The organism is Flavobacterium sp. P3_A6 (genome assembly GCF_056403035.1).
On record NZ_JBFUGG010000001.1, the window covers coordinates 255,860 to 270,095 of the forward strand.

The 14,236-nt window shown below is 35.3% G+C and carries 15 protein-coding genes; 4 read left to right on the forward strand and 11 right to left on the reverse strand.

The window, feature by feature from the left end; translation table 11 throughout:
• Positions 1–23 precede the first annotated feature (23 nt).
• The 4 genes from AC1DVP_RS01150 to AC1DVP_RS01165 form a co-directional block, all read right to left on the reverse strand.
• Complete coding sequence (locus AC1DVP_RS01150; protein ID WP_477181722.1) at positions 24–1,229, reverse strand: LETM1-related biofilm-associated protein; 1,206 nt, start codon at positions 1,227–1,229, stop codon at positions 24–26.
• Positions 1,230–1,562: 333 nt separating this feature from the next.
• The gene (locus AC1DVP_RS01155) at positions 1,563–2,132 is read right to left on the reverse strand and encodes a YdeI/OmpD-associated family protein (protein WP_477181723.1); all 570 of its coding nucleotides are present in this window, start codon (positions 2,130–2,132) and stop codon (positions 1,563–1,565) included.
• 12 nt (positions 2,133–2,144) lie between these two features.
• The gene (locus tag AC1DVP_RS01160; protein ID WP_477181724.1) at positions 2,145–2,672 is read right to left on the reverse strand and encodes a superoxide dismutase family protein; all 528 of its coding nucleotides are present in this window, start codon (positions 2,670–2,672) and stop codon (positions 2,145–2,147) included.
• Between the two features lie 71 nt (positions 2,673–2,743).
• Complete coding sequence (locus AC1DVP_RS01165) at positions 2,744–3,268, reverse strand: hypothetical protein (protein WP_477181725.1); 525 nt, start codon at positions 3,266–3,268, stop codon at positions 2,744–2,746.
• A 122-nt stretch (positions 3,269–3,390) separates the two neighbouring features.
• Between AC1DVP_RS01165 and AC1DVP_RS01170 the strand changes: the two genes are divergently transcribed.
• The 3 genes from AC1DVP_RS01170 to AC1DVP_RS01180 all read left to right on the forward strand — a co-directional run bounded on the left by AC1DVP_RS01170 (position 3,391) and on the right by AC1DVP_RS01180 (position 4,647).
• Positions 3,391–3,822 carry an META domain-containing protein gene (locus AC1DVP_RS01170; protein WP_477181726.1) on the forward strand — a complete coding sequence of 144 codons (432 nt, stop codon included), beginning with the start codon at positions 3,391–3,393 and terminating at the stop codon, positions 3,820–3,822.
• A 45-nt stretch (positions 3,823–3,867) separates the two neighbouring features.
• Complete coding sequence (locus AC1DVP_RS01175; RefSeq protein ID WP_477181727.1) at positions 3,868–4,374, forward strand: DUF4251 domain-containing protein; 507 nt, start codon at positions 3,868–3,870, stop codon at positions 4,372–4,374.
• A gap of 75 nt (positions 4,375–4,449) precedes the next feature.
• Positions 4,450–4,647, forward strand: a complete 198-nt coding sequence (locus AC1DVP_RS01180) for a hypothetical protein (RefSeq protein WP_477181728.1) — start codon at positions 4,450–4,452, stop codon at positions 4,645–4,647.
• A gap of 244 nt (positions 4,648–4,891) precedes the next feature.
• Here AC1DVP_RS01180 and AC1DVP_RS01185 read toward each other — a convergent pair whose 3' ends face one another.
• The 5 genes from AC1DVP_RS01185 to AC1DVP_RS01205 form a co-directional block, all read right to left on the reverse strand.
• The gene (locus tag AC1DVP_RS01185; protein ID WP_477181729.1) at positions 4,892–6,682 is read right to left on the reverse strand and encodes an acyl-CoA dehydrogenase family protein; all 1,791 of its coding nucleotides are present in this window, start codon (positions 6,680–6,682) and stop codon (positions 4,892–4,894) included.
• A gap of 74 nt (positions 6,683–6,756) precedes the next feature.
• Positions 6,757–7,122: a four helix bundle protein gene (locus AC1DVP_RS01190; protein ID WP_477181730.1), complete on the reverse strand. Its 366-nt coding sequence runs from the start codon at positions 7,120–7,122 to the stop codon at positions 6,757–6,759.
• Positions 7,123–7,299: 177 nt separating this feature from the next.
• A complete protein-coding gene (locus AC1DVP_RS01195) occupies positions 7,300–8,481 on the reverse strand; it encodes a thiolase family protein (protein ID WP_477181731.1) in 1,182 nt (393 codons plus the stop codon).
• 69 nt (positions 8,482–8,550) lie between these two features.
• Positions 8,551–10,941: a 3-hydroxyacyl-CoA dehydrogenase NAD-binding domain-containing protein gene (locus AC1DVP_RS01200; protein ID WP_477181732.1), complete on the reverse strand. Its 2,391-nt coding sequence runs from the start codon at positions 10,939–10,941 to the stop codon at positions 8,551–8,553.
• Positions 10,925–11,386, reverse strand: coding sequence for a MarR family winged helix-turn-helix transcriptional regulator (locus tag AC1DVP_RS01205; RefSeq protein ID WP_477181733.1), 462 nt, complete (start codon positions 11,384–11,386; stop codon positions 10,925–10,927). Before AC1DVP_RS01205 ends, AC1DVP_RS01200 begins: the two co-directional genes overlap by 17 nt.
• Positions 11,387–11,845: 459 nt before the next feature.
• On the opposite strand from AC1DVP_RS01205, the gene AC1DVP_RS01210 reads away from it, so the two are divergent.
• Positions 11,846–12,307, forward strand: a complete 462-nt coding sequence (locus tag AC1DVP_RS01210; RefSeq protein WP_477181734.1) for a VapA/VapB family virulence-associated protein — start codon at positions 11,846–11,848, stop codon at positions 12,305–12,307.
• Positions 12,308–12,416: 109 nt separating this feature from the next.
• Here the strand turns inward: AC1DVP_RS01210 and AC1DVP_RS01215 are convergent, their stop codons facing one another.
• Both AC1DVP_RS01215 and AC1DVP_RS01220 read right to left on the reverse strand, forming a co-directional pair.
• Positions 12,417–13,454, reverse strand: coding sequence for a helix-turn-helix transcriptional regulator (locus tag AC1DVP_RS01215; protein ID WP_477181735.1), 1,038 nt, complete (start codon positions 13,452–13,454; stop codon positions 12,417–12,419).
• Positions 13,455–13,555: 101 nt separating this feature from the next.
• Positions 13,556–14,173, reverse strand: a complete 618-nt coding sequence (locus AC1DVP_RS01220) for an HD domain-containing protein (protein WP_477181736.1) — start codon at positions 14,171–14,173, stop codon at positions 13,556–13,558.
• Positions 14,174–14,236: the final 63 nt, after the last annotated feature.

Consider the following 14,236-nt stretch of genomic DNA (forward strand, 5'->3'; position numbering starts at 1 on the left):
TGTTTAGGCAGCCTTTTGTGCTATTAATCATCATTCTCTAAATTTTCATTAAATGCCGAAGGTAAAAGTTTTGGAATAAACTTAATAAGGAGAGGCAATAATAAGCTCCCTCCCGGAAGTAAAAATATGGTTAGCGAAGGTATTGTTTTGCAAATATCCAATAATTGTTTTTTTACTTTTTTCTTTTCTTTTTCATCCAAATCCCTATGAGTCGAATGAGCCAAAAGCAACATTAATTCTTTACTTTGAATTATTTCTTTAATCAATCTCGATTTATTGCGTGAAATCAGGGTAATGACGCTCGTAGTAGTTTGATCATAAAAATGCTTTACAGGATTCGAATAATTAAAATAAGGAATCTCTTTTTTGTGCTTGCTTATAAAACTGTCTGTATTGCTGATGCTTTGTGCTACAAAATCATTATCTTCAATAAATAATGAATTTGCCAACGTGTGTAAAAAGTAGGACTCGTTATTTTCGATAACACCATCGCTCCATAAGGCCATCCCAGCGATATCAATTAAGTATTTTTTTTCCAGTTCGGCAGTAAAATAAGCCAATTCCAGCGTTTCTAAGGTGATATTCCCCTTTTTAGAAAATTTACTGTATCGAATTGAGGCTTCAAATAATTTAATTAATAAATCATCATATTGTGATTTGTTATTTTTTATTTTCAGAGCCAGAATAACAATGTTTACAATCGTTTCTTCAATTTTTTTTAGGTATTTCTCTGGAATTTGTCCCTGTATCAAATATTGGCGGAAAGCCAAAACATCTATAAATAATAATGCATTGGTAACTAAATGCGAAAAATTTTTGTTTATTATATTGTCATTCGTCTGTACACGTTCATCAATTATTTTTTCTAAAGTTAATGAAGGCGAATTTTTTGGGACAATTTTTTTGAATAAGCTAAATCCTTCTGGATGCATTTCCTTATAAAAAAGATTGGCCTGCTCAATGAAATCCGTAGGTTCTTTTCCTGAAGATGTTAATGAAAAAATACCATATAAAGCATTCAGTAAAGCTAGTTTTGAAATTTCTTCCTTGAACCAGTCTTTAGTCTGTGTCTCAAAAGGTGTGTCAATTGAAATGATATGGCCGTAGATAAAACCGGTATTTCTTAATTTTTGATAAAAACTGGCCTCAGTTTCAGAGACATTGTGTTCTGATAACTTTAGTTTTATAAAAAATTTATCTATCCAACCAGATGCCGAAGGGTTAATCATTGCTTTATTTTGATTATGCAAAACTATGTTTTTTTATGAATCAATGCCTAATTTCAATGGTTATAAAATTGTTTATCTGGCATTTTTTGTGAAATTGTACATTTGAGCTAGTATACAATGTGAATTCAATTTTTCAAAGCCATTTTTGATTTAAAATTTTAATCAAATATTTTCTTAGAAGCATAAAAATCAGGCGTTTTTGGTTATATAGTTCCTGCTCTAGTTTTATCTTTTACTTTTTATAGGAAAAAGTAAAAGGGAATTGCGAGAGCAATTCGACGATCAGGGCTAAAGGCAGAGATATTGCTTTTTTTGGGTGAACGCTAGAATAAATTAATTTCTCGATTTCTTATTTTGAGTACAAAGCTCAATTATTGCTGTAATTCTATTGTTTCTGGTTTCTTCTTTTTTAGCCTGATTGAGCCAATGGAGATAGTTTTTTCGATAAGAAGGACTGAACTTTTGGTAGTTTTCGTATGCCATTTTGTTTTGTTCAAAAGCTAATTTTAAATCCTCTGGAATTATTAAATCTTCGGCTGCATCTGAGGATGTCCAAGAGCCATTCTGCTTGGCAATCTCAATTTTAGACAATCCGCTTTGATGCATCAAATTGTCAGCAATGAGTTTTTCGATATAAGTTTTATTGAGTTTACTCCAAACGCTTTTGTTTTTTCTGGGAGTAAAGAGTTGTCTTCTGCTGTGTTCATCAATCTTTTTGACGGTAGAATCAATCCAGCCATAGCAAATTGCTACTTGAACAGCTTCTTCCCAACGCATGCTTTCGAAAGGACTACTTACTTTATAGAAAATTAAATACACACCAGCTGACAAATCATGATTATCGTGTAACCATTTCCGCCATGCTGATGCGTTTTTAAAATAATGCTGTTCTTTTTCTTTCAAGTGAGATTTTTTTTATTTAATAATTGCCGAACAAGCAACTCTTGCTCCAGCATTTCCTGCAGGCTGGCTTACATAGTCATCGGCTCCTTGGTGAACAATAAGCCCTTTTCCTAAAATATCTTTTGTTGGGTCATCACCGCCAATAGACCATTCGTCTGTTGTAAAAGTGATGGTGCCATTTCCTTTTACATCTGCAGTGAAATTACCTATATCACCTTTATGATGTTCTGCGTCTCCCCATTTTCCATGTTTTTTAAAAGTAGGATTCCAATGCCCTCCTGCCGAACTCCCATCTGCTACGGAGCAATCTGATTTTTCGTGAATATGAATAGCGTGAATTCCAGGCTGCAGTCCAGTAATTTTTGCGATAAAAGTTACTTGGCCATTTTTTTCTGTAAATGTAGCTGTTCCGCTTACTTTGCTGTTGCTTTTGGATTCAAATACCAGATTTAGGCTTTTTGAGTCAGCTGAGCTGCTTTTGGTTTTACAGCCAATTATTGCAATAATAATGACTGCGATTGAGAAGATTATTTTTTTCATGATTTTAAAAATTGAAGTTAATGATAAAATTACGTATAAAAAAGCGTATTAAAATTAATGCAGGGTTAAATCTATTTTGATTTTTCGCCTACAAAATGGTTCGTTGGCGATTTAAATAATATATTGAATGAAGTTAAACTTCCATAAATACGGGTAATGTATTGCTGTAATTCAATCTTTTCTATTTCTTCTATTTTACTGCTGTTTATTTTTTGTTCCATAACGCGCAAGCGGTCACGAACCATTATGATTTTATGGAAAAAAGTGTCAATTGGAATTTCCTTGGAAGCCAATCCAGCTTGTCCGGGTTCCAAGATCAGTTTGCCGCCTTTCCATTTATCTCCAATAGGCACAATTTCGGAAACATCCGACCACTTTTTCAAAAGGTCTCTTAAGCTTTGTTCCACTTCCGAAAAACTTACTGTATCTACTTCGTCAACTGTAGCTTCTATAACTTTGAACTCATCGTTCAAAGGGATGGTTTCCAGTCCATTTTCTATAAACGTTACCCAATATTCTTTGGATGAGACATTGGTTATTACTCCTTTTCCATATTCTGAGTGTTCAATTCGGGAACCTATTCCTAATAATGTCATACTATTTTTTCTTTTTTACGAAAATAACTATACCTTTTTTAAAAAGCAAATTTGAAATCGGAATGTCTTTTTCTTATTAATTTTTCTTATTTTTACATTATATGATTTTTAAATTATTGATCATGAGGGTAATAAATATATTGGTGGTTTTTATTTGCATGAGTTTTGTTTCATGCGGTACATCAAAAACAGCAGGGAAAGAAGCTTCAATCGAAGGAACTTGGGAATTGAACTATATGACTGGACCCAAAATCGCTTTCGATGGTTTGTTTCCTAACAAAAAGCCAACAATTGCCTTTAATTTGGCAGAAAACAAAATTACAGGTAACAATAGCTGTAATCAGTATTTTGGCGCTTTGCTTATAGATGGCGCTAAAATTAATTTTAAAGATGCCAAAATAGGCATGACTATGATGGCTTGTGAAGGAAATGGAGATTCGTTTTATATGGAAAACTTAAATAGAATTGAATCGTACACGATAACTGATAATGGTAAAACCTTAAACTTTTTGTTAGGTAATATTGTGATGATGCGGTTTACTCGCCTGAAGTAAATTTTTAAAATTACTCGTTTATAGAATTATAAAAATCAAAGAATTATGAAAACATTGGTATTATCTTTTTTTCTTTCTCTTTCAATGCTGATAAGCTTTGGACAGGAAAAAACAAAACAGCAAATAAAAGAAGAGCAAAAATTAGCAAAACAAAAAGAAGTAGAAGCTCTTATTGATTCCAAAGAATTTGAATTTGTGGGAGACAGAGCTTATCCGCAAAGTGGGAGAAGTATTGATCTGACTACAAATCCAAACTATTTTAGATTGAAAAATGATTCTATTCACAGCGAAATGCCTTTTTTTGGGAGAGCTTACAGTGGAGTGGCTTATGGCAGTGGAGGCGGTTTGCATTTTAAGGGACCTATAAAAAACTATTCAGTTGAAAAAGGCAAAAAAAAATATATAATAAAAGCCGATGTTCGAGACTCATCTGATTCTTATTCTGTTTTTTTAACAGTCTTTTTTGATGGCGGAGCTTCTTTAACCATAAATTCTAATAATCGGGCTCCGATTAACTATAGTGGAGACATTGAGAAATTGAAAAAAAAATAATTTTTTAGATTTTTTATTGTCTTTTGTTTCAAGTAAAACTGATTTGTGGGATTGGCTGAAAAATAAATATCTGTTATGATAAAATTTTTAATTCCTTTTTTCATCTTTTTATTTGGAAGCCAAAACCAAGTTAATGCCCAAAATGATTCGGATATTGATAAATCCTGTTCACCCAAAACGGTCTTTGAATTGTTCAAAAAAAATCCTGACAAAGGAAAGATCTTCACGAGAAACTCGACAATCAATATTGAGAATACTACAATAAATGAGTAATTCAAAAAAATGAGTTCTGGTTAACAGCTTAAGTGATTTAATTTTTCTCAAATCAATTTCGATTTTAAATCAATAGAGGATGGAATAGCTAGAGTGGAGATTCCTCGTTCCTCAGAATGATAATATTGATTTGATTGGAGTAATTTGAAATGCGTAATAGCATTATCGTATAAAAAAACCGCTTTGTCATTCAGGGACGTTAGCGGTTTTTTAAACAAATAAAAACTAAAAAGGTTGTAAATATTTAGAAACAGTAAGCATTCTCAGCAACTAATTTTGAGGTGATTGTTTCCCTCAAACCAACGACATTTGGCATGTTGGTGTATTTAGTGTAACGGCGTAATCCCATTAACATCATGCGTTGTTCATCGCCTTCGGCAAAAGAAATAATGCTTTCTTTTCCTTTTTGTGTTACAATGTCAACTGCTTGGTACAAGTACAATTGTGCCATTGCGATTTGTTCTTTTATTTTGTCGGCACCATTTGTTTTGGCTAATTTTTCGGTTCTCAAAATGGTACTTTCAGCCATATAGATTTCAATCAAGATATCTGAGGCTGCCATTAATAATTGTTGGTGTGCGTCTAAGTCAGGACCATATTTTTGAACAGCTCCGCCAGCAACCATTAGGAATGCTTTTTTCAATTTGCCAATCATTTCTTTTTCTTCAGCAAACAATTCCGAATAATCAGGAGTTTCAAATGATGGAATTCCCATTAATTCTTCTTGTACTTTAGAAGCAGGCCCAAGTAAATCAACATGCCCTTTCATGGCTTTTTTGATTAGCATTCCAACCGAAAGCATTCTGTTAATTTCGTTTGTTCCTTCGTAGATACGGGCAATACGAGCATCTCTCCAAGCACTTTCCATAGGTGTGTCTTCTGAGAATCCCATTCCTCCAAAAATTTGAATTCCTTCATCGGCACAATTTTGAACATCTTCCGAAACAGCTACTTTCAAGATAGAACACTCGATAGCATATTCTTCAACGCCTTTCAATTCCGATTCTTGGTGTGATGCACCTTCAGCCTCACGAGCAGTGATTCTGTCTTCAATGTCTTTGGCAGCACGGTAAGAAGCGCTTTCTCCAGCGTAGCAGGAAGTTGCCATTTCGGCTAGTTTAGAGCGAATAGCACCAAATTGAGAAATAGCAGTATTGAACTGAATTCTTTCATTAGAATAGTGAACCGCCCCAGTGATTACTCTGCGTTGTGCATCCAAACAGGCGGCGGCCAATTTGATACGTCCAACGTTTAAGGCATTCATGGCAATTTTGAAACCATTTCCTCTTTCTGACAACATGTTTTCAACAGGAACTTTAGTTTCATTGAAGAATACCTGACGAGTTGAAGAGGCACGAATACCTAATTTATGCTCTTCTTCTCCAAAAGAAATTCCGTTATCTTTCGTGTTTTCCAAAATGAATCCGGTGATGTTTTTATCATCTCCAATTCTTGCAAATACGATAAATACAGAACAGAATCCGGCATTCGAAATCCACATTTTTTGTCCGGTGATTTTATAATGTGTACCGTCTTCAGACAAAACTGCTTTGGTTTTTCCAGAATTTGCATCCGATCCAGCACCTGGCTCAGTTAAGCAATACGCTCCAAACCATTCTCCTGTAGCTAGTTTTGGAACATATTTTTGTTTTTGCTCTTCTGTTCCGTATAAAGTAATTGGCATGGTTCCAATTCCAGTATGCGCTCCAAAAGCTGTAGAAAAAGATCCAGTTGCTCCTGAAATATAATCGCAAACCAAAACGGTATTGACAAATCCCATTCCCATTCCGCCATAAGCTTCAGGCACGGCTACGCTTAAGAAACCAAGATCTCCGGCTTTTCGCATGGATTCTTCGGTAAAGGCATAGTCCTTATTTTCGAAACGGCTTTTGTTAGGCCAGATTTCTTTGTCCACAAACTCTTTTACCGAGTCGCGCATCATTAACTGCTCTTCGTTGAAATCTTCCGGTGTGAAAATATCTTCACATTTTGTTTCTTTTACGATGAATTGACCACCTCTTGTTTTGTCGCTCATGATTTTTATTTTTAGATGATAGATAATAGACGAATAGATAATAGACGCCAATTATTTATGAATTAATTTGTAAATTATTTGTTTAGTGTGTTTTGAAAAGACATCGTTGCCTTTTGAAATTCTTCAATTTTTATTTCAATAAAATTGGTGTATTCACCTGTTATATATTTTCTATGATTTGCAAGTAAAAGTTGTGTTTGAAGTTCAAAAGAGGAACCTAATGATATATCTAGGAAATGACTAAAAGATTTGTCCGTTCGACTCGATCCTTCTGCGATATTTGATGGCATAGAAACAGTGGATCGATCCATTTGACTTTTTAAGCCAAATTTTTCAGCAACTGGAAATGTATCCGTTGCGTCTAAAATTAGTTTAGCAATCTCCATGGCCATTTGCCAAATTTTTAGTTTTTTGAAATTGTGTCTTTTGAATTCACTCATATGTTTTTTTAAAAGATGATAGATAATAGATGGATAGATAATAGATGGAAAGTTTATGATAAACGGATAGGCTTTGAAGAATTTGAATGACAAAAATCTATTATCTCTCCGTCTCTCATCTTGTTGTCTTTTTTTATAAAATCTATTATCTCTTTGTCTCTCATCTATTATCTCCTCTTACATTAACTCATAAATCCCCGCACTTCCCTGACCAGTTCCCACACACATACTTACAATTCCGTACTTGTTACCTCTGCGTTTCATTTCGTCAAACAATTGAACAGATAATTTGGCGCCAGTACAGCCTAGAGGATGTCCTAATGATATTGCCCCGCCATTCACATTGATGATATCAGGATTCAAGTTCAATTCACGGGTAACTGCCAATGCCTGTGAAGCAAAAGCTTCATTCAATTCAATTAAATCAATATCATTTAGCGTCAATCCTGCTTGTTTCAAAGCTTTCGGAATAGCTTTTACGGGACCAATTCCCATGATTCTTGGTTCAACACCTGCTGAGGCGAAGTTTACCAGTCGGGCGATAGGTTCAAGGTTTAATTCTTTTACCATTTCTTCGCTCATAACCAGAACAAAAGCGGCACCATCACTCATTTGAGAAGAGTTACCAGCTGTTACGCTGCCGTCTGCTGCGAAAACGGGTCTAAGACCTGCCAATGCTTCAACTGAAGTTCCAGCTCTTGGACCTTCGTCTTTGTTTACTATATATGATTTGGTTTCTTTTTTACCATTTTCATTGATAAAAGTCTGTTCTATCGTAATAGGCACGATTTGTTTGTCAAATTTACCTTCAGCTTGTGCTTTCAAAGCTTTATTATGCGATTGAAAAGCAAATTCATCTTGATCTGCACGCGAAATGCTGAATTGTTTGGCCACCGCTTCTGCAGTTAATCCCATTCCCCAGTAGTAATCCTCATGTCCCGCTTTTGCGACAGCATAATCCGGAGTAGGTTTGTAACCTCCCATCGGAATATAACTCATGCTTTCGGCTCCGCCAGCGATAATGCAATCAGCCATTCCGGATTGGATTTTAGCTGTTGCCATCCCGATAGTTTCTAGTCCAGAGGCACAATAGCGGTTTACGGTAACACCAGGAACATCTTCTATTTTTAATCCCATCAAAGAGATCAATCGGCCCACGTTCAAACCTTGTTCTGCTTCCGGCATGGCATTTCCTACCATAACGTCGTCAATACGTGTTTTGTCAAAATCAGGCAACTCATTCATCATGTATTGAATGGTTTCTGCCGCCAACTCATCAGGTCTTTTAAATCTAAAAACTCCTTTTGGCGCTTTACCTACCGCAGTACGATAAGCTTTAACTATATATGCTGTTTTCATTTTTTTTTTTTTCTTTTTTAGATGAAAGAAGAAAGAGTCAAGAGTAAAGACTTTTCTTGCTTCTTGCCTCTAGTTTCTTAATGGTTTCCCTTTAGTTAACATGAATTGAATACGTTCCAATGTTTTTCTTTCGGTACAAAGTGACAAGAAAGCTTCGCGTTCGATGTCCAATAAATATTGCTCAGATACCAAAGTGTGTTCAGATAAATCCCCACCGGCCATAACATAAGCCAGTTTGTTTGCAATTTTTAAATCATGTTCCGAGATGTATTTACCTGCAACCATTTGATTGGTTCCTACCAAAAACATTCCTAAAGCTTGTTTACCTAAAACTTTTACATCAGTTCTGCGGATAGGTTGTGTGTAACCCGCTTCGGCCATTAATAAGGCATGTTTTTTAGCTTCGGCGATCTGACGGTCTTTGTTAACGACGATAATATCTTTACCGTGCTGTAAAAGCCCAGTGTCAAAAGCTTCGTAACCGGAAGTTGATACTTTTGCCATAGCGATTGTCAGGAAATATTCCTGCAGCACATTTAGTTCCACATCATTTTTACGGAATAAATCAGACGCTCTTAATGCCATTTCCTTAGATCCTCCACCTCCTGGAATAACTCCAACACCAAATTCAACTAATCCCATATAGGTTTCTGCAGCGGCAACCACTTTATCGGCATGTAAACTCATTTCGCATCCACCGCCAAAAGTCATTCCGTGGGGAGCAACCACAACCGGAATTCCGGAATAACGAACGCGCATCATCGTGTCTTGGAACATTTTGATGGCCATATTCAGCTCATCGTATTCCTGCTCAACCGCCATCATGAAAATCATTCCGATATTGGCACCAACAGAGAAATTCGCCGCTTGGTTTCCAATGACCAAACCTTGGTATTCTTTTTCGGATAAATCTATTGCTTTATTAATCGCTTGAAGGACATCACCACCAATAGTATTCATTTTGGATTGGAACTCTAAATTCAAGATTCCGTCTCCTAAATCTTGTATGATAGCACCACTATTGCTCCATACTTTTTTGCTTTCGCGAATGTTGTTCAGAATAATAAATGAATCCTGACCAGGAACTTTAGTCTGAGATTTCGTTGGAATATTGTAGAAATAAGTAGCTCCTTCTTTTACAGTGTAAAAACTAGTGCTTCCAGAGGCTAACATTTCAGTAACCCAAGCTGCAGGCTCTTGACCTTCGGCTTTCATGATTTCGATTCCTTTTTCTACACCAATGGCATCCCAAATTTCGAACGGACCATTTTCCCATCCAAAACCAGCTTTCATAGCATCATCTATTTTGTATAACTCATCAGAGATTTCAGGAATACGGTTGGAAACATAAGCAAACATTCCTGCAAAACTTTTGCGGTAGAATTCACCTGCTTTGTCTTTTCCTTTAACCAAAACCTTAAATCTATTGATTGGTTTATCTATCGTTTTTGTTAATTCTAAAGTAGCAAAAGAAGCTTTTTTGGCAGGACGGTATTCAAGAGTGTCTAAGTCTAAAGAAAGAATGTCTTTGTCAACTTTTTTGTAGAAACCTTGTCCGGTTTTACTTCCGTACCATTTGTTTTCCATCATTTTGTTTACAAAATCCGGAAGTTTGAATAATTCGTGCTGTTCGTCTGTTGGGCAGTTTTCGTAGATTCCGTTGGCAACATGCACTAAAGTATCTAATCCAACTACATCCACAGTTCTGAAGGTAGCTGATTTTGGACGGCCAATAACCGGCCCCGTCAATTTATCCACTTCTTCAATTGTTAATCCCAACTCTTTTATCAGGTGGAATAAACTCTGGATTCCGTAAATACCGATACGGTTTCCGATAAATGCCGGAGTATCTTTGGCAACAACCGAAGTTTTACCCAAGAATTTCTCTCCGTATGTTGTTAGGAAATCCAAAACTTCAGCAGAAGTCTGCGGACCAGGAATAATTTCGAATAATTTTAAGTAACGCGCTGGGTTAAAAAAGTGAGTACCGCAGAAATGTTTTTGGAAATCTTCGCTGCGTCCTTCGCTCATGAAATGAATTGGAATACCGGAAGTATTGGATGTTACTAAAGTTCCCGGTTTTCTGAATTGTTCTATTTGTTCAAAAACCATTTTTTTGATATCCAAACGCTCCACAACCACTTCGATAATCCAATCCACATTGGCAATCTTGGCCATATCATCCGTAGTGTTTCCAGTTGTGATTCGGCTGGCGAATTTTTGGCTGTAAATAGGAGAGGGCTTCGATTTTAATGAGTTGGCCAAATGCTCGTTTACCACACGGTTGCGAACAATTTTACTTTCAAGCGTAAGTCCTTTTTTGGCTTCTGCATCAGTCAATTCTTTTGGAACAATATCCAAAAGCAAGACTTCGACTCCAATGTTGGCAAAATGACAAGCAATTCCAGAACCCATAATTCCGGATCCAATTACTGCAACTTTTTTAATGGTTCGTTTCATTATTTTCCTGTTGATTAAATATATTTTTATTCTGAATTAGTTCGTTGATAATTTCAGCCACTTCTATAAAATTGTTTATCTTTTCCTCAGAGATGTGTTTCCTTACGGACTCATTAAACCTTAAAACAGTATTCTTGGAAAGTTCTCTTTTTTCTTTTCCAAAATCGGTCAGATAAATCAAAACGCCTCTTCCGTCTTCTGGATTTTTCTTTCGGATAATCAATCCTTTTTCCTCCATCGATTTTAAGGTTCTGGTCAGGCTTGTAGCTTCCATTCCCATTCTTGGCCCTAATGCTGTTGACGGAGTTCCTTCCTCTCTGTCAATACTTAATAAAGCAAATCCAGTTGCCATTGTGGCGTCATATTTATTGGCTTCTTCATTGTACATTCTGGAAACGGCTTGCCAGGTTGCTCTTAGGATATAATCAAGTGTTTTGTTTTTCATAAGTTACTATATCGATTTCAAAAGTAATAAAAAAAATACTATGCATGCATAATAAAATCAAACTTTTTTTAATTTTTTATAAATATAGATAAAAAACTCCTTTGAAATAAGGAGTTCAGGAAATATTATGCATGCGCAGTATATTCTTATTTTAACAAAAATGATGCTTTTTTTGAAACGAATAAATTAGGCTGAAATTTCAATTAAACTTGATAATAAGGACAAACAGCATTTTATAGGTTTTCATATGCTTTACTAAAAAAGGAGAGAGATAATTTATGTAATGAAAATTAGAGTTTGTTTATGTTTAATTTACAATAGATTCATTATTTGTTGACAATCAAATAGGTAGAAACACGTGTAAAGGATATTGAAAATTGGAATAATATTGTTATAGCAAAAATGGTGGTAACCGAAAAACCAAGAATAGAGTAGGTGAAATAAAAAAAATATTTAATTATGTCAAACAGTCAAAATGGAACTAACAATGTAGTTCAGGAGGTAAGTAAAGAAATTATTGCTCATGATTTTCATGTTGCTATGAATGGCAAATTGGATAATGAATTAATTCATGCCGCCAAAAACCAAATTTTGAGTACGACTGCATCATATCCTGCAAAGGGCAGTTCCGTAAGCATGATTTTTTATTTACAATTTCAAGTAAATATTGATAATGGAAAATCATTTAATGGCAAAGCAGGCGGTATTTCTACTCCAGGCGGAGGAGCTCTTTTTGGAGATGTTTATACGGATGATATCAATCGTTTGTATAGTAGTACGGTAAGTTTTCAATTTACAAGTACGCCAGTTTATTTAAGTCTTATATTTTTTGATAATCATTCTAACGTTTTAGGTACTTTTCAATCAGGTTCTGTTTCCACAGTTACAGGAGTTGGTGGAGGATCTGGTTCTTGGTCCTAATTGAAGCCAAAAGTATTTTTGAAATAAATTTAAAAGCGCCTTTGCACAAGGTGCTTTTTTTTGTTTCTAAATTAGGAATGGTTTAATGAGACAATCTGAACAAGAAGATTTACTCATTCTTTAAATTTTCGCTATCTTTTTCATAACGCATCAATCCTTTTTGAAGAATTGCTCTCATGCGTTCTCGTAAATTTTCAGGACGAAGTACTTCCAGGCTGTCTCCAAATCCCAATAAAATTCGTTCCAATTCATAATTATGAATGATAAAAAGATGTACAATAATACTGCCATCTTCATTTTGCTTAATAATTCTTTGTGAATTGTGCAAAGGTTTGGTTATGACATAAGGTGCATTCTTAGCATCAATCCAAAGTTCGATCCGTCTAGGCTGCAAGCCCGTATTTACGGTAACGCCAACTACGTTTTTATAATAAGTTTCGGGATTGAAGTTTTGTTCCAAATAAGGTAAATTCAAGTTGTAGTCAATCGAAATGATTCGGTCGAGTGCAAGATTAGTGATTGGCTGGCTTTCTTTTCTTCGTCCGACCAAAAACCAGCGGTTATTGAACTCCTTCAGAATACAAGGATGAAAATTGAATACCGTTTCCTCTCGGGATTTGAATGACTTGTAAGTAATCGCCAAAACAATCTTTTTTACAATCGCCTGATAGATTTCTTCCAAGAAATGCAACCCTTTCAAATTTTCATTTTTATCCAAATGAATCACGGGCTGCGTATGCGACTTTTCGGCATAGATTTTATCCTCCAGCCGCTGTAAAATATCCAAAACATCATTAAACAAGGAGAAATCCTTAAACTGTTTCAGCATCGAAACGGTTTCTGTCAAAACATTCATATCGGTTTCCGTCAGCGGAATATCGGTTATCGTAAAATCTTCGTCTTCGTATTTGTAAAACTTCTTGTCATAAACCACAATAGGCGCATTATATCCCAACTTCTCCGACCGCATCAGCTGAATATCCATTTGAATCGTACGTTTGCTCACTGAGTTTTCCCGCCCTTCATATTCAAACAAAGCGTCAGAACAAGCTTCAATCAAGTCTTCGAGAGTCCATTGGCGGTACTGATTCTGCAGGCATTTGTCAATGGTTTTATAGCGGATTAAAGCGTTTTTGTTTTGTGACATAGTTTAGTTTTTTTTTGGCGTGTCCCAAGGGCCGGGCTGTACACTATATCTTTTGTGGCGAACCCCGCCACAAAAGGATGCCGTTTCCATCCCTCACGCAGTTAGGTAGTTAATAAGGAAATCTCCTTTTCAATATTAGTTCTGGCTTTCTCTTCATATAAACTTCTGAATTCATCAGTTTGAAAAATAAATTCATTTTCTAAAAAATGTTTCAAAGCTTTGGCACGACCTGGGTTGTATAGAAAATCAGGATAAATGCGGTATTCTTTTCTAATCTGTTCAAAATAGATTTTATAATTGTCCCAGTCTTTCGCCAGAATTTTTAAATCAAAATCAATCAGCCAATTGATATCTTCAACAGAATGGCGGGCATGGAGCTGTGTCGCGCAAATAGCATCAAAAATAAGCTGTTTATCAAGCTTTGCATTTTCAGGCAAAATCGACAAGGCAAATTCAGCACTTTTCAATTCATTATCCTTTTTGGAACTGGAATAAACAAAATCATGGTAAAAAATGGAAAATAAAATTTCATCAGGATTTTGAACCTGATGATGATAGTTTTCAAAACTTTCGATCATCTTTTCTAAATGCGTCAGATTATGATAATGTCTTGATTTTTTGGAATATGCCTTTTCTAAATCACCCCAGTTCTGCTGAATTTCGTTCTCATTAAAACCTATATTCAGAAGCAAATCAATATAAATTTTCTTCAAATTCATGTTGTTTTTTAATCAAATTTAAAATTCTTTTTTTACTACGCAAAATAATTGCGCAGTAGTTCT